The sequence below is a fragment of the Arcicella sp. GW458-12-2-14-TSB2 genome (assembly GCF_059423785.1).
Window position 1 is genome coordinate 20,254 of record NZ_JBWKYN010000014.1, and the last position, 17,342, is coordinate 37,595.

17 protein-coding genes are annotated in these 17,342 nt (G+C 35.7%); 6 read left to right on the forward strand and 11 right to left on the reverse strand.

The annotated features are described in order from the left end of the window. Window positions 1-45 precede the first annotated feature (45 nt). Both AC07XN_RS03535 and AC07XN_RS03540 read left to right on the forward strand, forming a co-directional pair. Entirely contained in the window at window positions 46-1,074 is a 1,029-nt protein-coding gene (locus AC07XN_RS03535; RefSeq protein WP_309920251.1) for an SDR family NAD(P)-dependent oxidoreductase, read from the forward strand. Window positions 1,075-1,331: 257 nt separating this feature from the next. Then, window positions 1,332-2,735 carry a tetratricopeptide repeat protein gene (locus AC07XN_RS03540; protein ID WP_309994609.1) on the forward strand — a complete coding sequence of 468 codons (1,404 nt, stop codon included), beginning with the start codon at window positions 1,332-1,334 and terminating at the stop codon, window positions 2,733-2,735. A gap of 69 nt (window positions 2,736-2,804) precedes the next feature. Here the strand turns inward: AC07XN_RS03540 and AC07XN_RS03545 are convergent, their stop codons facing one another. The 6 genes from AC07XN_RS03545 to sufC form a co-directional block, all read right to left on the reverse strand. Continuing rightward, window positions 2,805-3,221 (reverse strand): BrxA/BrxB family bacilliredoxin, encoded by a 417-nt coding sequence (locus AC07XN_RS03545; RefSeq protein ID WP_309920256.1) that lies wholly within the window; start codon window positions 3,219-3,221, stop codon window positions 2,805-2,807. Window positions 3,222-3,363: 142 nt separating this feature from the next. After that, window positions 3,364-3,675, reverse strand: a complete 312-nt coding sequence (locus AC07XN_RS03550; RefSeq protein ID WP_309920258.1) for a DUF59 domain-containing protein — start codon at window positions 3,673-3,675, stop codon at window positions 3,364-3,366. 47 nt (window positions 3,676-3,722) lie between these two features. Beyond that, the gene (locus AC07XN_RS03555) at window positions 3,723-4,142 is read right to left on the reverse strand and encodes a SufE family protein (protein ID WP_309920260.1); all 420 of its coding nucleotides are present in this window, start codon (window positions 4,140-4,142) and stop codon (window positions 3,723-3,725) included. A 46-nt stretch (window positions 4,143-4,188) separates the two neighbouring features. Then, entirely contained in the window at window positions 4,189-5,421 is a 1,233-nt protein-coding gene (locus tag AC07XN_RS03560; RefSeq protein WP_494742052.1) for a SufS family cysteine desulfurase, read from the reverse strand. Between the two features lie 93 nt (window positions 5,422-5,514). Further along, on the reverse strand, window positions 5,515-6,831 hold the full coding sequence (gene sufD / locus AC07XN_RS03565; protein WP_494742053.1) for a Fe-S cluster assembly protein SufD: 1,317 nt from the start codon (window positions 6,829-6,831) through the stop codon (window positions 5,515-5,517). Window positions 6,832-6,892: 61 nt separating this feature from the next. Next, a complete protein-coding gene (gene sufC, locus AC07XN_RS03570) occupies window positions 6,893-7,669 on the reverse strand; it encodes a Fe-S cluster assembly ATPase SufC (RefSeq protein WP_309920269.1) in 777 nt (258 codons plus the stop codon). Between the two features lie 401 nt (window positions 7,670-8,070). On the opposite strand from sufC, the gene AC07XN_RS03575 reads away from it, so the two are divergent. The 3 genes from AC07XN_RS03575 to AC07XN_RS03585 all read left to right on the forward strand — a co-directional run bounded on the left by AC07XN_RS03575 (window position 8,071) and on the right by AC07XN_RS03585 (window position 10,892). Next, window positions 8,071-9,516, forward strand: a complete 1,446-nt coding sequence (locus AC07XN_RS03575; RefSeq protein ID WP_494742054.1) for an arginine deiminase family protein — start codon at window positions 8,071-8,073, stop codon at window positions 9,514-9,516. A 12-nt stretch (window positions 9,517-9,528) separates the two neighbouring features. Beyond that, entirely contained in the window at window positions 9,529-10,458 is a 930-nt protein-coding gene (gene ctlX / locus AC07XN_RS03580) for a citrulline utilization hydrolase CtlX (RefSeq protein WP_494742055.1), read from the forward strand. 107 nt (window positions 10,459-10,565) lie between these two features. Continuing rightward, window positions 10,566-10,892 (forward strand): HesB/IscA family protein, encoded by a 327-nt coding sequence (locus AC07XN_RS03585; protein WP_184131079.1) that lies wholly within the window; start codon window positions 10,566-10,568, stop codon window positions 10,890-10,892. Here the strand turns inward: AC07XN_RS03585 and AC07XN_RS03590 are convergent. Beyond that, the gene (locus AC07XN_RS03590) at window positions 10,889-11,341 is read right to left on the reverse strand and encodes a hypothetical protein (protein WP_494742056.1); all 453 of its coding nucleotides are present in this window, start codon (window positions 11,339-11,341) and stop codon (window positions 10,889-10,891) included. The two genes, AC07XN_RS03585 and AC07XN_RS03590, sit on opposite strands and share 4 nt — an antisense overlap. Further along, window positions 11,338-11,898 (reverse strand): Panacea domain-containing protein, encoded by a 561-nt coding sequence (locus AC07XN_RS03595; RefSeq protein WP_494742057.1) that lies wholly within the window; start codon window positions 11,896-11,898, stop codon window positions 11,338-11,340. Before AC07XN_RS03595 ends, AC07XN_RS03590 begins: the two co-directional genes overlap by 4 nt. A 199-nt stretch (window positions 11,899-12,097) precedes the next feature. Between AC07XN_RS03595 and AC07XN_RS03600 the strand changes: the two genes are divergently transcribed. Next, complete coding sequence (locus AC07XN_RS03600; protein WP_494742058.1) at window positions 12,098-13,102, forward strand: beta-ketoacyl-ACP synthase III; 1,005 nt, start codon at window positions 12,098-12,100, stop codon at window positions 13,100-13,102. Between the two features lie 39 nt (window positions 13,103-13,141). Here the strand turns inward: AC07XN_RS03600 and AC07XN_RS03605 are convergent, their stop codons facing one another. From AC07XN_RS03605 to pafA, 3 genes are all read right to left on the reverse strand, one after another. Beyond that, a complete protein-coding gene (locus AC07XN_RS03605) occupies window positions 13,142-14,122 on the reverse strand; it encodes a UDP-glucuronic acid decarboxylase family protein (RefSeq protein ID WP_323248188.1) in 981 nt (326 codons plus the stop codon). 101 nt (window positions 14,123-14,223) lie between these two features. Further along, window positions 14,224-15,537, reverse strand: coding sequence for a UDP-glucose dehydrogenase family protein (locus tag AC07XN_RS03610; RefSeq protein WP_309920283.1), 1,314 nt, complete (start codon window positions 15,535-15,537; stop codon window positions 14,224-14,226). A gap of 106 nt (window positions 15,538-15,643) precedes the next feature. After that, the gene (gene pafA / locus AC07XN_RS03615) at window positions 15,644-17,314 is read right to left on the reverse strand and encodes an alkaline phosphatase PafA (RefSeq protein ID WP_494742059.1); all 1,671 of its coding nucleotides are present in this window, start codon (window positions 17,312-17,314) and stop codon (window positions 15,644-15,646) included. Between the last annotated feature and the right edge of the window lie 28 nt (window positions 17,315-17,342).

Sequence of the window (17,342 nt, forward strand, 5' to 3'; positions counted from 1 at the left end):
CTTTGTAACACAAATGTACATGAATGTTTTTATGTTAAAATTATTGTGATTCAAGAACCTAAAAATATCCTAATCACTGGCATTACTGGCTTGGTGGGTAGTTTTGTAGCTAAGCGATTCTTAAAGGCTGGCTATCAAGTAATTGGCTTAAAAAGAAGTACAAGCGACTTATCACTCATCAAAGAAATAGCTTCTGAAATCACTTGGAAAGATGGTGATATTTTGGATGTAATGTTTTTAGATGAATTAATGAGGGAGGTTGATTTGGTTGTACATGCTGCGGCAATTGTATCTTTTGCACCCAAAGACCGCGACATTATGTTTAAAACCAACATTGAAGGTACAGCCAATATTGTGAATAGTTGTATTTCGCATGGTGTAGAAAAAATATGTTTCGTTAGTTCAGTAGCGGCTATAGGCAGAAAAATTCCTATTGAAGCCAAGCATGAGTCTATCATTACGATTGATGAAAAAGCAACTTGGGAAGAAAGTCCATTGAATTCTAATTATGCTAAATCTAAATACTTGGCTGAAATGGAAGTCTGGCGAGGCTTTTCGGAAGGTTTGGCATCAGTGATTGTAAATCCTTCATTGATTTTAGGAGAAGCCGACTGGGGTAAAAGTAGTACGCAATTATTCAAATATGCGAATGAAGAACATTCTTTCTATCCTAAAGGCACCCTAAATTACGTAGATATCGTAGATGTAACCGAGAGTATTTTCCAGTTAATGACTTCAGATGTTTCTGGAGAAAGGTTTATTTTAAATAGTGGTTATGTTTCTTACAAAGATTTCTTTGAAAAAGTAGCCACCTTACTCAATAAAAAGCCTCCTAGAAAGTTAATAAGTAAATTTTTAACTGCCATTATTTGGCGGGTAGAAGCAGTAAGAAGTTATTTCACAGGAAAGGCTCCGTTAATTACCAAAGAAACGGTTTTGACATCAAGTCATCACTTTTATTATGCCAATGATAAAGTAAAAAACCAATTAGGTTTGAAATTCAAGGACTTGGATGAAACCTTAAACCGTATTTGTTTTGTTTTAAAAGCTAAATACATAGATAATACTAAATAGTTTTTAAATTAATAGTGTAGTAACAATGCTAGAAAGTATCGTAAAAATGTTTCATAAAAAGCTAAAATTATCCTATGATATATGTTAGTTAAATATAGAAACTAAGATGAATGTTACTATTCCAATTTTGGTAAATTAAAAGTTTTTTTATTATCTTAGCAATAAAGAGAGTTTGGCATAACCTAAAACATTTATCAATAATGTTGATAAATATTTTTCCAGCCACTGATAAACATCACCTCACCCCCTGCAATCAAATGATGGAACAAGATTTTGAAGACCGCCAAGAAGAGACACTGCATTCAGTGAGGCGTTTTGAGTCTATGCTCAAACGTAGGGAGAATTCTTTCTTTGACCTTGATACTTACGAGCAAATCGTTGAGCATTATATGGAAGAAGGTAAGATAGAAGATGCCATGCAAGCCTGTGACATTGCCCTTGAACAATATCCATATTCTTTAGAATTGATGCTCTGTAAGGCAGAATTACTAGCCAACCAAGGCAAGCATGATGAGGCCTTGGAAGTAGTAACGCAAGCTGAGATTTTCAATCCTTCGGATAGCGATACCATTTACCTGAAGAGTACTATTTATAACCTGAAAGGTGATTACCAAACTGCCATAGAACTCTTAACAGAGATTTTGGACATTGCCGAAGAGCGTGACGAAGTATATTTCCATATCGGTTTGGCTTATCAAAGCTGGGGTAAGCACCACAATGCTGTGGCCGCTTTTAAACAAGCGATTGAAGCCAACATCAAGAATGAAAATGCGCTATATGAGCTAGCCAATAGTCTGGACGAGATTGGTAAATTGGAAGAATCTCTGCCTTACTATCAGCAGTTTATTGATACTGACCCGTTCTCTGAAAATGCTTGGTACAATATTGGAATCGCTTATTCTAAGCTTGCAAAGTTTGAAGAGGCTGCCGATGCTTATGAATATGCCATTGCCATCAATGACAAATTTTCATCTGCTTATTTCAATCTAGGGAATTCGTACATGAATTTAAGCAATTGGCAAAAAGCGGAAGAGAATTATCGTTATTGTTTGGAACACGAAGACATTAGTCCCGAAGTGTATTGTTGCTTAGGGGCTAGTATTGAACGTCAAGAACGATTTTCAGAAGCCATCCATTATTACAAATATGCTATCCAGCTTGATGCTGAATGGGATGACGGGTATTTTGGTGTAGGCATTTGTTTGTGCGAAATGAAAAGATGGATAGAAGCTATTCATTTTATCAAAAAAGCACTGAGCCTTGATGACCAAAATGCTTATTACTGGTTAGCCTTGGCTGATGCTGAAACAAACTTAGGGAATATTACTTCTGGCATGGAAGCCTATCAAAAATCAGCTGAATTAGAGCCTATTAATCCAGAAGCATGGATTAAATGGTCAGCATTGGTTCATGAACAAGGTGATTTTGATTTAGCGGCTGAACTAATGGTATCTGCTATTGATATTATGCCCGAAGAAGCTGAATTGTATTACAGAGCATCTATCTATTTAATTAAGGCAGGTAAATACCAAGAAGCCTTTAATTATTTAGAAACAGCTTTGGTGCTTAGCTATGAAGGGCATGAATTAATGTTTGAATATTTCAAAAGCTTAGAAACACAAAAGACAATATTCAGGATTATTGAGCAATACAAAAAATAAAAGGCTAATCATAAAAAAGCAGGCTTTCAAATATTGAAAGCCTGCTTTTTTGTTGGAAAGTATTTGATACTATGCACAGAATTCGTCAAAAACCATTTCCAAATGTCCTGCAATCATTTCAGCCGAACGACCTTCGATGTGGTGACGTTCTACAAAATGAACCAATTCACCATCTTTAAACAATGCTACTGATGGAGAAGATGGAGGATAAGGTAAATGATATTCACGAACTTTTTGAGTCGCTTCTTGGTCAACACCTGCAAAAACTGTCACTAAATGTTCTGGTTTTTTAGCAGAGTTCCAAACAGCTTCTTTTACACCTGGACGAGCAGTACGAGCTGAACAACCACAAACTGAGTTGATAAATACCAACGTTGTTCCTTTTTCAGCCAATACTTGATCAACTTCTGTAGCTGATTTTAATTCTGTAAATCCTCCTTCTACGATGTCAGCACGCATTGGAGCTACTAAATGTTCTGGGTACATAATATAAAGTTTGAAAATTTGAAAAATAGTCAATTTGAAAATTGTCCTTCAAAGAAACACTTCAAATATGATTTTGTCTTGTAATAAAAAATATACCTAATGACACGCAATCATTAGTGCGGCAATCTGATTAAAAACACAATTACATAAAACCGAGTTCCAATTTGGCCGACTCAGACATCATGTCTTGTGAATATGGGGGATCAAAAGTTAATTCAACACTTACATCTGTTACACCTTCAATCTCACGAATTTTCTGCTCGATTTCAACAGGAATGGCCTCAGCCGATGGGCATGAAGGTGATGTTAAAGTCATCAAAATGTAAATATTGTTTACTGGAAAAATTTTAATATCGTAAATCAATCCTAGTTCATATACATCCACAGGAATTTCTGGGTCATATACGCCCTTTAATGCTCTGATTACCTCTTCTTTTAAATCTACTTCCGACATGATTTCTATCAATGATTATGAATTCTTACTATTTATTTTCTGAAAAACTAAGCCTTCAACCCGTAAGCAATAGCATAATTTTTCATTTGCTTTACCATTGAAGCCAACCCATTTGAACGGGTTTGAGCTAAATGCGAAGTCATTCCAATTTTATCAATAAAATACAAGTCAGCAGCAGTAATTTCTTCGGGAGTATGACCAGATAATACTCTGATTAACATATTCACCAAACCTTTTACGATGATTGCTTCAGAATCTGCTTCAAACAATAATTTATTATCTTCAAATTTAGCATTCAGCCAAACTCTACTTTGGCAACCCTTGATGATATTATCTTCTGTTTTTTGCTCTTCTGGCAAACCTTTTAACTTTTTACCCAAATCAATGATGTATTCATATTTATCTGCCCAATCGTCAAAAAGTGCAAACTCATCAATGATTTCGTCTTGTGTTTCGTTGATAGTCATAAATTATTTTGAATAATTTGTAAACAAGTTGATGCCCATTTACAAATTATAATAACATTTTCTTTACTCGATGAATACCTGCCACTAATCTATCAATCTCCTCTATCGTGTTATAAACCGCAAAAGAGGCTCTTGAAGTTCCAAGTAAATTAAATCTTTGCATCAAAGGTTGTGTACAGTGATGCCCCGTTCTTACGGCTATTCCTTGGTTATCAAGCAATACGCCAATATCTTGGTGATGTATTCCATCAATCACAAAGCTCAATACAGACACTTTTTTCTTAGCTTGACCGATAATTCTCAATCCTTCAATCTCAGATAATTGCTCGGTTGCATAGCTCAACAACATATCTTCATGTGCTGCGATGTTCTCTCTTCCCAGCGCATTAGCATATTCTAACGCTGTTTTTAGTGCTACTACATCCGCAATATTAGGCGTACCTGCTTCAAACTTATAAGGCAATTCGTTATAAGTAGTTTTCTCGAAGGTAACATCCTTAATCATTTCACCACCACCCATGTATGGAGGCATAGCATTCAAGAGTTCTTTTTTGCCATACAAAGCACCCATACCTGTTGGTCCGTATAATTTATGAGCCGAAAACGCATAAAAATCAGCATCCAAATCCTGCACATCTATGTTAAAATGTGAGGTAGCCTGAGCGCCATCAATTAATACTTTAGCACCATATTCGTGGGCTAAAGCAATAATTTCTTTTACAGGATTGATTGTTCCCAATGAATTAGACACATGGTTTACCGCTACTAGTTTTACTTTCTCAGAAAGTAAATTTTCATACGCTTCCATATCCAATTCTCCTTGTTCAGTGACAGGAATCACTTTTAGTGTTATTCCTTTTTCTTCACAAAGCATTTGCCAAGGCACAATATTGGAATGGTGTTCCATGCCCGACACAATAATTTCATCGCCTTCTTTGATAAATTTCCTACCAAAAGTACTTGCTACCAAATTAATTCCTTGGGTAGTTCCTGAAGTAAAGATAATTTCTTCCGTAGAAGACGCACCCAAAAATTCACGAACGGCTTCTCTTGAAGCTTCAAAGTCACGCGTAGCTCTTTCCGCTAGTGTGTGAATCCCTCTGTGAATATTGGCATTATCAAAATTATAATAATGAGCAATGGCATCAATAACGGCTGTTGGCTTTTGCGTAGTAGCAGCGTTATCAAAATAAACCAATTTCTTTCCATTAATTTCTTGTTCAAGAATAGGGAAATCAGCTCTTATTTTTTGTATATCTAAAATATCGGTCGTTATCATGGTTTCAATGGTGCTTTTTTTGCTTTAGCAAATCATCTTTCCAGCATTTCACCTCAACAAATGTTATGGTAAAATACTACTCTCCTGCGTATATTATCCCTGATAAATCTTATCAATAATCAATTCCTGTAAATATTCTTTAATCGCAGGAATTTGCATTTTATCAATCACTTCCTGAGCAAAAGCCAACATCAATAATGCTCTTGCTGAATCTTTTGAAATACCACGTGCTTGCATATAGAACAAAGCATCTTCATTCAATTGACCAGTAGTAGTACCATGTGAACATTTTACATCATCCGCCCAGATTTCCAATTGTGGCTTCGTGTTCATCGAAGCATTTTCAGACATCAATACGTTTTTACAAGATTGAAAAGCGTTTGTTTTCTGAGCGTCCTGACGAACAAATATTTTACCATTGAAAACCCCTACTGAGTTGTCTTTCAAAATACCTTTATACAACTCGTGCGATTCTGAATTTGGCTTAGCGTGGTCTACAACAGTATGATTATCAATATGCTGTTTTTTGTTTGGAATGTATAAGCCAAACATATTTGCTTCTGCATATTCACCATCAATTTTGATATTCAAGTTATTACGTACAAAACCACCATTGGCAGTTACTGTATTGGCAGTAAAAACTGATTTACCAGCTTGAAGTACCGATGTAGTACCAATGTGATAAGCTTTATCAGATTCGTTTTGAACTTTGTAATAGTGAACGTTTGCTTCTTCTTCTACCACAAATTCTGTTACAGCATTGGTAAACGAAGAATTATCACCCAATGAACGATAAGCTTCTGCAATTTGTACTTGTGAACGTTTGCCTACAACAATCAAATTTCTTGGTTGTGATGCTACATTTACATTACGGGCATCAGCGATGAATCTTAAAATAACTGGTTGTTCTACTATTTTATTAGCAGGAACATGCACAAAAATTCCGTTGTGAGCAAAGGCAGTATTCAATGCCGTGAAAGCATTGCTTGCTGAATCAGAATATTTATTAAAATACTGTTCAACTAATGCAGGCTCTTGTTTAACAGCCTCTGCAAAAGTTAAAATTTGTAATTCTGAACTTGGACTTACAATAGAAGAAAGCTCGGCATTGTAAACACCATTTACAAAGTAAAGTATATTACCTTCAAGATTAGGAATAGAAGAATCCGCTACATCTTGCGCTGAAAAATCAGAAGGAGCATTGAATTCAAATGCTTGATTAATCAAGTTTTTGACATTAGAATACTTCCATTCTTCGTGTTTTATCGTCGGAAAACCCAAGGTTTCAAACGTTTTCAAGGCTTGTTGACGAACTTGATGAACAGGAGATTTTGCTTCTCCATTCATGCGTCCTTCAATGGCTTGAAAGTCTGAAATCAATTGAGCCTTTAATGAATCTTTATTATCCATGTTAATAATTGATATTGATGCAGTATCGGTTGCCCAATGCGCAATAAAAATCTCTATTCAATTAAGCGATTGTTTCACCCAATTCTTCAGCATCTACTTCTGCCTTAATCCAGTCGTAACCTCTTTCTTCTAATTCTAAAGCTAATTCTTTAGTACCAGATTTTACGATACGTCCTTTGTATAATACGTGAACAAAATCAGGAACGATATAATCTAACAAACGTTGATAGTGAGTAACTACAATCACAGCATTGTCTGGAGATTTCAATTTGTTTACTCCTTCTGCTACGATACGAAGTGCATCAATATCAAGACCTGAATCTGTTTCATCCAAAATGGCTAATTTAGGTTCAAGTACCGCCATTTGGAAAATTTCATTTTTCTTTTTCTCACCACCAGAAAAACCTTCGTTCAAAGCACGGTTCAACAAAGATTGGTCAATATTTACATAAGCCATTTTCTGTTTGAACATCTTTAAAAACTGCACGGCATCCATTGGTTCTTCACCACGATATTTACGAATCTCGTTAACAGCCGTTTTCAAAAAGTTGGTTGTTGAAACCCCTGGGATTTCAACTGGATATTGGAAAGCCAAGAAAACACCTTCTGCTGCACGTTCCTCAGCTGCTAATTCTAATAAATCTGTTCCGTTAAAATCTACGCTTCCAGCAGTTACTTCGTAATCTTCGCGTCCTGCTAATACTGAAGCTAAAGTACTTTTACCAGAACCGTTTGGTCCCATGATTGCGTGTACTTCACCCGCTTTAACTTCAAGATTAATTCCTCTGAGGATTTGCTTCTCCCCAATTTTTGCCTGTAAATTGTCTATTTTGAGCATTTTATCTATTAATTTCTAAACCTTGATTTATGGGGTACAATTGTTTCGTTAGTTTAATAATTCCCAAATGGAGAAATCAAACACAATTTTCCCAATCATGATACAAAATTAAATATTGTATTTTTTAAATACTACACTTTATTTAGAACAACTCTAAGTAATTGAAAAAAGTTTGCTTATTACTATATTTTTAGCCTTTTATTAAGAATAAAATCTCAAGATGAAGTTTAAAATCAAGATGAACTGTTCAAAACTCATATTATTTTCTAAAAAAATTATTCATTAAAAACAGGGTTTAAATTCAATAGGGTATGTTTTCAAAATTACCTTTCAAAACAGGCTTGACATTGCTAAAAAATTATGAGTACTTGCGAGAAATCAGATTTTATTAATCATTGTTTATGGAAAATCTCATCCAAGTTTCTTCTGAATTAGGCACACTTAGGCGATTGCTCATTCATAGTCCAGATAGCGGTTTAGGGAAAGTAGTGCCTTCAAAAGCACAAGACTGGCTTTTTGAAGACATTGTGCATTTAGATACAATGCGTCGTCAGGAATATGATTTTTATGTAAAAACCTTGCTCTATTTTCTTGACCCTGATAAAATTAAAGGTAAATTAGCTGCTATTGATGCTGATAAAGACCGTAACTTCTTTAAACCCGACCATCCTGAATATTTCAATTCAGATAAAGTAATAGAACTTCAAAAATTATTATCTGATATTTTAGAGGATAATTTAGTGAGGATGAAGCTAGTAGCGGCGGCCTGTGCGATAGAGAAAGAATGGTATAGCACGCATGATGAACTATACAACCTCCCTCCTATCGAATTAGCAAAAACCTTGATTTCGGGTAGTACGCCTTCCGGAGAAATGCTTTTCCCGCCTATCCCTAATTTTATTTTTACGCGTGATATTGGCATTACGATTAACAACCATATTTTACTGAATCGTCCCAAAAAACAAGCCCGTACACGTGAGGCTTTATTGGTTCAGTATATCTTCTTCAATCATCCCATTTTTGAAGATGTTCGCAAAAATCTTATCGAAATACCCGATAACGAAACGCTTTTCTTGTTACCAGAATACGAAGCTAACGAAGCACAAACGACGTTGGAAGGGGGCGATGTAATGATGGTAGCCAAAAATCATTTATTGATTGGCATTTCAGAAAGAACCACCGTAAATGCGGCTAAGCAAGTCATTAAGATTCTGTTTGAAAAGAAGATAGTAGATAAAATTACATTGGTCAAAATCCCGAACAAACGTGATTATATGCATATTGATACCGTTTTTACGCAAGTAAAACGTAATATGTGGGTATTGTTGGGTTCGTTGGCTAAACCACAACTACAAGCAGAAGATGAGGTGTTGATTAAAGCAGGCTTGTTACCTTCCAAAAAAGCAGAACAAGTACATATCGTTCAGTTCCGTCGTGGAGAGGCACATGAGCCTCGTGAAATAGCTAGTTTAGAGGAGTTATTAACCGAAATTTCTATTTACGACCTCGGTGTTCAACCCTTAGATGTGAAATTTATCTATTCTGGTAATAATGAATTTCCTTTTGGCGCCCGAGAACAGTGGACAGACTCTTGTAATTTACTGGCTGTAAAAGAAGGGGTTGTGATTGGCTATGATAGGAATGATAAAACCCTTGAGGCTTTTAGAGAAATGGGGTTTGAAACCATCAAAATGGAAGATTTATTAAATGATTTTGAATCAGGAAGGCGTTCGCCCGAAACGGTTCAAAATACCTTTATTATGCTTCCATCGGCTGAGTTATCCAGAGCAAGAGGTGGCTCGCACTGTATGTCGATGCCCATTTTAAGAAGTGAACTATCATCGTAAATTGATTAAGCCATGCAAAATCAGACTACTGCTCATATTTTAATGATTCGTCCTGTTCGTTTTGGTTTTAATGAACAAACTGCCACTTCCAATGCTTTTCAAAACCAAGCTTTTGGCAAAGAAACACAAGCAACTTCACAAGAAATTGCCTTAAAAGAATTTGATGAAATGGTGGCACAGCTTCGAAAAGCTGGTGTAGATATCATTGTTGTGGAGGATACCGCAAACCCACACACGCCTGATTCTATTTTCCCTAATAATTGGATTTCATTTCATAGTGATGGAACAGTTATCCTCTATCCAATGCAGGCTGAAAACAGACGCTTAGAACGTAGACAGGATATTATCAATAGCCTTCAAGAAAGATTTTATGTGAACAAAAGAATCGATTTATCTTCTTTTGAAAAGGATAATAAATTCTTGGAAGGAACAGGTTCAATGGTGCTCGACCGCAAGAATAAGATTGCCTATGCCTGTATTTCGCCTAGAACTAATCAGGATGTATTGTCAGAATTTAGTGCAAAAACAAATTATACAATAGTGTCTTTTGAAGCGGTAGATGGCAATGGGAAACAGATTTATCATACCAATGTATTGATGTGTGTAGGGGATATGTTTTCGGTGGTATGTTTAGATGCTATCAAAAATTTAGATGAGCGACTTACCTTACGAAATGCCTTAGAACAACATGGTAAAAGAATCATAGAAATATCGTTGGAACAGATGAATAACTTTGCTGGTAATATGTTAGAAATAAGGAGTTTGCAAGGTGATAAAATTTTAGTAATGTCTGATGCAGCTTATTATTCACTAACACCTAAGCAAATTGCTACGCTTGAAGATTATACCACTATTCACCATTTTGACTTATCGATGATAGAAGGAAATGGCGGAGGGTCTGCTCGTTGTATGATGGCTGAAGTACATTTGCCTTTGAAATAAATTGTATTTTATCTCAATATTGGATTCAATACAGCGTGCTTTCTATGAACTTTCCGATTAACTTTGCCGTTATAAAGATTAAAATAGGAAATAATTTTCATAAAGATATGGTAACCATCACAGAAATAGCAGCTAACAAAATCATAGAATTGCGTCAGAAAGAAGGACTTACGAGCGACTTTAACGTTAGAGTTGCTGTGGAAGGCGGAGGATGTTCTGGATTAATGTATAATCTTGATTTTGCTTCTCAACCGCAAACTACTGATATGGTGTTTGAAGACAAAGGAGTAAAAATCATGGTTGATAAAAAATCGATTTTATACTTAGCAGGGACAGAACTTGACTTTTCAGATGGCTTGAACGGTAAAGGTTTTCAATTCAAAAACCCTAATGCTACCCGTACTTGCGGATGTGGCGAAAGCTTTTCAGTTTAAAAACCAAATTTTCGCTTTTGCTTTGTGGGGATTGTTTTAGCATTTGAAATAGTCTCAGAGATAGCTTTCATCGTTATTTCTGAGACTATTCCTTTTAAGCACTCCGGGTCTTTTGAAAGAAGCTGTTTAATTTCTTCATAACTTCTTTCTTGAATTTTAGAACAATCAATAAATGAATCGTGGTCGATAAATCCATGATTCTTGGCATCAATTGGTACATGAAGACCCTTCAAATCCTCTGTTTTGAATACATTTGGATTAATTTCTGAATTAATAAAAACCGTTCCAAGTAAAACTTTATCGCTCGAAAAACCCACAATGATAAATCGTTTAATTTTAGGTGGTTTAGTATCCTTTACGAATACTCTAATAATTGCACCTTTTTGAACATTTCTTTCAGCAAAATCATCTCGGTACGACTGCGGAAAGAAGTCGCTTAAATCCGTCATACAAAAGATAAATTTTCATTTTCTACTAAAAAAGAAATATATTGAAGCATTTCTTTACTTGCTCCACCCGATTCAGCAATGTCTAAAACATCCATTTCATCATTTATATTGGCTCTATTCCAAGCCAAATCATGTGACTTTTCAGATAATTCATTAAAAGACAAGTACTTGTTTTTTTCTAATGATTCATCCAAACATTCCAACTCAGATTCAGAAATCCCCTCAATATCAGGGTCAACTTTGGCAACAATAATTTTATCCGCCTTCACCTCAAAGTAGTCAGAAAAGCTAATGTTATTTTTAACAATTCCATCTATTAATTTACCCAAGCCACTTCTAATATTGCCTAATTCATTGTAAATAGTAGAAGGAACTGGTCCATGTTTCATTGCAATATAACTATCTCCAACGATGGGGCGACCAAACCTAACCAAATGTTCTTGCTCTGCAAAATACAAAATTTTAAAGACACGAAGAAAGTCTGCTCTCTCCAATTTTTTAGTAATGTACAACAAAACAGAAGTACATTTCTCTCTATCGAATTTGAATTGTTGCATAATTCTATCATATTTTATTGATAATACAAATCTAAAAAGAAAACTTTAAATTCATTTATATACTATCCTTATCTTAAACAATTAATATTTTTAATTAATTCTATTGAATTAAAAAATTAAACCACCCAATTATACTCTCAAAATAATCTAATATTTTCATGAAAATTCATAATTTTGCTTTGCATTTAAAAATTTGTTTATGATTTACTCAAGAATCGTAGGTATCGGACATTACGTACCTGAAAATATTATCAGCAATCAATATTTAGAAACTTTAATGGACACCTCCGACGCTTGGATTACCGAACGAACTGGTATTAAAGAACGTAGATATTTTACAGCTGGCAAAGATACCAATGCTTCAATGGCCACCGAAGCAGCCAAAATAGCGATAGAACGCGCTGGAATTACACCAGAAGATATTGACTTTATTGTATATGCGACCATCACACCCGATTATTATTTCCCAGGTCCTGGGTTTGTGATGCAGAGAGAATTAGGGATACAAAGTGTGGGGGTATTAGATATCCGCGATCAATGTTCTGGTTTTATTTATGCGTTATCGACTGCTGACCAATTCATTCGCTCGGGGATGTATAAAAATATCTTGGTGATTGGTGCTGAGGTGCAATCTACTTTCCTAAACCCTACTAACGAAGGCAGAGGCGTTGCCGTAATTTTTGGTGACGGTGCGGGTGCGGTAGTATTACAAGCCACTGAGGATGAAAACCATAGAATACTTTCAACGCATTTGCACGCTGATGGCAGATATGCAGAGGATTTATATGTAAAAGAACCAAGTAGTAGTAGCAGTGGGGGCAGATTCTTTGATAATCTAGTAAAAGACAAAAACTCAGGTGATGTTATCATGAATGGTAATGCCGTTTTCAAGCATGCTATTGTGCGTTTTCCAGAAGTAATACGTGAAGCATTAGATAAAAATGGACTTAAACCTGAGGAGATAGATTTATTGGTGCCACATCAGGCTAATTTAAGGATTTCAGAATATGTTCGTCAACAGATGGGGCTTTCGGAAGATAAAGTAATGAACAATATTCAAAAATATGGCAATACTACCGCTGCTTCTATTCCAATAGCCCTTTGCGAAGCATGGGAAACTGGGCGAGTAAAGGATGGAGATTTAATTTGTCTCGCTGCTTTTGGTAGTGGCTTTACTTGGGGTTCAGCCTTAATTAGATGGTAATAAAAAAGCCTCAAACTAACGTTTGAGGCTTTTTTATGTTTATTTCTTTTCGAATTCTCTGTGATTTGCCATTTTGAATAAATCCTCTTTCGATAAAGATTTGAAATATTCATAGGTAATCTTCAAGCCTTCTGAACGACTCACTTTTGGTTCCCAACCTAAAATAGCCTTCGCTTTTGTAATATCTGGTTTACGTTGCTTAGGATCATCTGTTGGTAATGGTAATGAGATTAACTTTTGCTCTGTTCCTGTCAATTTGATGATTTCTTCTCCGAATTCTTTGATAGTGATTTCATCTGGATTACCAATATTTACTGGTTGTGCATAATCACTCAATAACAAACGATAGATACCTTCAACCAAGTCATCTACATAACAGAATGCTCTTGTCTGTGAACCATCTCCAAACATCGTTAAATCTTCGCCTCTTAAAGCTTGACCGATGAATGCAGGCAATACACGGCCATCATTCAGACGCATTCTTGGGCCATAAGTATTGAATATACGTACAATTCTTGTCTCTAAACCATGAAAAGTATGATATGCCATCGTCATTGCTTCTTGGAAACGTTTCGCTTCGTCATAAACACCACGAGGGCCAACTGGATTCACATTACCCCAGTATTCTTCTGGTTGTGGGTGAACTGTTGGGTCACCGTATACTTCAGAAGTTGAAGCAATCAATACTCTTGCATTCTTTACTCTGGCTAATCCTAAACAATTATGAATACCCAATGAACCTACCTTTAAGGTTTGAATTGGAATTTTCAAATAGTCAATCGGAGAGGCTGGTGAGGCAAAGTGAAGGATATAATCTAATTCACCCGGAACGTGGATAAATTTAGAAACATCATGATGATAAAATTCAAAATTAGGTAGTTTGAATAAGTGTTCGATATTCTTCAAATCACCTGTAATCAAATTATCCATGGCTATAACATGGAATCCTTCTTTGATAAATCTATCACAAAGGTGAGACCCCAAAAATCCTGCTCCACCTGTTATTAATACTCGTTTCATATTTTTATATAGTTAGTGATTTGTGAATTAGTGATTGAGTGATTTTTTAGAAAATTAATGCTTTGTATAAAATCACTCAATCACAACTCACTCAATCACAATTATTTGACTGTATCTCTACCAATTGAATAATAAGTATATCCTAGTTCTTTCATTTGATCTAATTCGTATAAATTACGACCATCGAAGATTACTTTATTCTTCAACAACACTTCCATTACCTCAAATTCTGGTGTACGGAACTGTGGCCACTCTGTCATAATCAATAACGCATCCACATCTTTGATAGCTTCATAAGGACCTTTTGTATAAGTAATCGTATCACCAATTACTCCCTTCACGTTCTCCATTGCTTCTGGGTCAAAGGCTTTTATAATAGCTCCTTCTGCTAGCAATTCTTTGATATTATACAACGCTGGTGCTTCACGAATATCATCAGTATATGGTTTAAAGGCTAAGCCCCACATCCCAAATACTTTCCCTTTCAAATCTCCACCAAAATGTGCTTTGATATGCGGTATTAATCTCGTCTTTTGGTCTTCATTTACTGTCATTACGGCTTTCAATATTTGGAAGTCATAACCAGAGTCTTTTGAAGTTTTCTCTAAAGCCTGAACGTCTTTAGGAAAACAGCTTCCGCCGTAACCAATTCCTGCGAATAAGAAACGCTTACCAATTCTTGAATCAGTACCAATTCCTCTACGAATATCATCTACGTTTGCTCCTACCATTTCGCATAGGTTAGCAATTTCGTTCATAAACGTAATCTTGGTTGCCAAGAATGCATTAGCGGCATATTTAGTCATTTCAGCTGAACGTTCGTCCATGAAAATAACAGGGTTACCTTGACGTACTAACGGAGCATATAATTTTGTCATTACTCCTTTTGCCTTTTCTGAACTCGTTCCGATTACCACACGGTCGGGTTTCATAAAGTCTTCTACAGCAACACCTTCTCGTAAGAATTCTGGATTTGATACTACATCAAACAAATCTGTTGAAGCATTTTTAGCAATAGCTGCATGTACTTTCTCTGCTGTTCCTACTGGTACTGTACTTTTATCAATTACTACTACGTATTGATCTAAAATAGGACCTAAATCATTAGCAACCTTTAAAATATACTTTAAATCAGCTGAACCATCTTCACCTGGAGGTGTTGGTAATGCTAAGAAAATCACTTTGGCATCTTTGATTCCTTCGGCTAAATCTGTCGTGAATTTCAAACGCCCTTCTGCTGTATTTCTATTAAATAAAACATCAAGACCTGGCTCATAAATAGGAATGATGCCATTTTTCATCTTTTCAACTTTCTTTGCATCGATGTCTACGCAAACTACCTGATTTCCTGTCTCTGCAAAACAAGTACCTGTTACTAAGCCTACATATCCAGTTCCGACTACTGCTATCTTCATACGTTTTTGTATTTTTTATTTAGATTGGTAATTTAGTTTATTTTAATCAAATTCTACAAAATAAACTAACTAAAAGTATGCCATTTTGTTATTTCAAAAACCTTTTTCATTGTTTTACCCCTGCAATTACTCCTCCAACACTGCCGTTAGGCTCGAGGATACTTAATATATCTGCAACGGTTGGTGCAATATCGGAAATATTAGTTCTTGTAGTGGTTTCTCCAGCTTTCACGCCCCAACCAAAAAACAATAATGGTACGTGCGTATCATATCTATAGGGAGTACCATGCGTTGTCCCAGTTTTATATCCACTAAACCAACTTGGGTTTAACACCACAGAAATATCACCACTACGTTTAGTATTATAGCCATTTTTGAGAAATTTCAACTGATAATCTGGTAAAGTACTATTCCCGATATTATGAAAGTCAACAACGTCGGCTACTTCATCATGTTTCAACAAAGTTTCTCTAACTACCTCATATACTTGTGAAAATGACAATTTCTTTTCACTTAACAAAGCATAATTCAAATATAATTGAGAATTGTCCTCTGCTTTTATAAAATCACCTTCGCCAAAAGCTGCTTTCAACGCCGCTTTTATTTCAGCAGTTGCTTTTGAACGTTCATATATCCCAGCAGGTAATTTATTTGCTTGCCAGAATCCTGGAATATCCGCTACGCCATGATCTGCACTTAAAAATACTAAATAATTGTTCTTGCCGAGTGTTTTATCTAAAGTCGTTAAGATTTCAGCAATATCCTTGTCTAATCTCAAATAGGTATCTTCTGCTTCTATTGAATTTGGTCCAAATGAATGCCCTACGTAATCTGTTGATGAAAAACTAACTGTTAAGAAGTCGGTTTTAGGACCTTTCCCTAGATTCTCATTTGCTAAAGCTGCCAAAGCAAAATCTTTCGTCAAGGTATTTCCAAAAGGCGTTGTTCTTAGTACTTCTAGTAAATTTACGCCTGCTCTACCTACTAATTCATGCGGAAAAACTGGACTAGTTTCACCCGCCAATTTACTTTCAAAGGGTTGATTATCCATTGAACTCTCTGTATACTGCTCAATTGGCAAAAGTGTTTTCCAGCCCTCAGCCATGTATTTCAATGGCATTTTTTTAGCATTAAAATCTTTTACCCATTGTGGTAATTCGTTCATATAGAAGGTTGAGGTAATCCAAGAACCATCTTTAGAATCAAACCAGTAAGCACCATTGGCTGTATGTCCTGCTGGTAAGATTGCGCCTCTGTCTTTCAATGAAATACCTATCGTTTTTGATTGGTATGCATTGGCAATCTTTAGTTGGTCAGTAATGGTAGAAACTAATAAGTTTTTAGGAGACATCAATCCTGCTTTAGAGTCTGCCCCTACTGTTTTTACAGTAGAGTCCTCCACGCAATATACTGAACGATTATATTTTTGGTCAAACCATTCGTTCCCTACGATACCGTCAATTGCAGGAACAGAACCTGTAAAAATAGCTGCATGCCCAGCCGCTGTAACCGTTGGAGCATAGTCGTAGTGGTTGTTTCGACAGTTAAACCCTTCATTCATTAGTCTTTTGAAACCACCCGCACTATATTTATCATAATAGCGATATAAATAATCATAACGCATCTGGTCTACTACAATACCTACTACTAATTTAGGTTTTGCTAAGGTTGTTGACGTTGTTTGAGTTTTTGGTTTCTGAGCAAAAGAAGCTGTCAGAGCGAAGAAAAGTACAATGGACAAGATATTTTTTGAGACCATGATGAAGGTTTTTTTCACAAAGGTAGTGATGTGAATGATGAATGAA

What these genes read in the sequence shown, in the direction of transcription:
- AC07XN_RS03540 (WP_309994609.1), top strand. Translation starts at nt 1,332, where the DNA reads ATGATGGAACAAGATTTTGAAGACCGCCAAGAAGAGACACTGCATTCA.
- AC07XN_RS03545 (WP_309920256.1), bottom strand. Translation starts at nt 3,221, where the DNA reads ATGTACCCAGAACATTTAGTAGCTCCAATGCGTGCTGACATCGTAGAA.
- AC07XN_RS03550 (WP_309920258.1), bottom strand. Translation starts at nt 3,675, where the DNA reads ATGTCGGAAGTAGATTTAAAAGAAGAGGTAATCAGAGCATTAAAGGGC.
- AC07XN_RS03555 (WP_309920260.1), bottom strand. Translation starts at nt 4,142, where the DNA reads ATGACTATCAACGAAACACAAGACGAAATCATTGATGAGTTTGCACTT.
- AC07XN_RS03560 (WP_494742052.1), bottom strand. Translation starts at nt 5,421, where the DNA reads ATGATAACGACCGATATTTTAGATATACAAAAAATAAGAGCTGATTTC.
- sufD (WP_494742053.1), bottom strand. Translation starts at nt 6,831, where the DNA reads ATGGATAATAAAGATTCATTAAAGGCTCAATTGATTTCAGACTTTCAA.
- sufC (WP_309920269.1), bottom strand. Translation starts at nt 7,669, where the DNA reads ATGCTCAAAATAGACAATTTACAGGCAAAAATTGGGGAGAAGCAAATC.
- AC07XN_RS03575 (WP_494742054.1), top strand. Translation starts at nt 8,071, where the DNA reads ATGGAAAATCTCATCCAAGTTTCTTCTGAATTAGGCACACTTAGGCGA.
- ctlX (WP_494742055.1), top strand. Translation starts at nt 9,529, where the DNA reads ATGCAAAATCAGACTACTGCTCATATTTTAATGATTCGTCCTGTTCGT.
- AC07XN_RS03585 (WP_184131079.1), top strand. Translation starts at nt 10,566, where the DNA reads ATGGTAACCATCACAGAAATAGCAGCTAACAAAATCATAGAATTGCGT.
- AC07XN_RS03590 (WP_494742056.1), bottom strand. Translation starts at nt 11,341, where the DNA reads ATGACGGATTTAAGCGACTTCTTTCCGCAGTCGTACCGAGATGATTTT.
- AC07XN_RS03595 (WP_494742057.1), bottom strand. Translation starts at nt 11,898, where the DNA reads ATGCAACAATTCAAATTCGATAGAGAGAAATGTACTTCTGTTTTGTTG.
- AC07XN_RS03600 (WP_494742058.1), top strand. Translation starts at nt 12,098, where the DNA reads ATGATTTACTCAAGAATCGTAGGTATCGGACATTACGTACCTGAAAAT.
- AC07XN_RS03605 (WP_323248188.1), bottom strand. Translation starts at nt 14,122, where the DNA reads ATGAAACGAGTATTAATAACAGGTGGAGCAGGATTTTTGGGGTCTCAC.
- AC07XN_RS03610 (WP_309920283.1), bottom strand. Translation starts at nt 15,537, where the DNA reads ATGAAGATAGCAGTAGTCGGAACTGGATATGTAGGCTTAGTAACAGGT.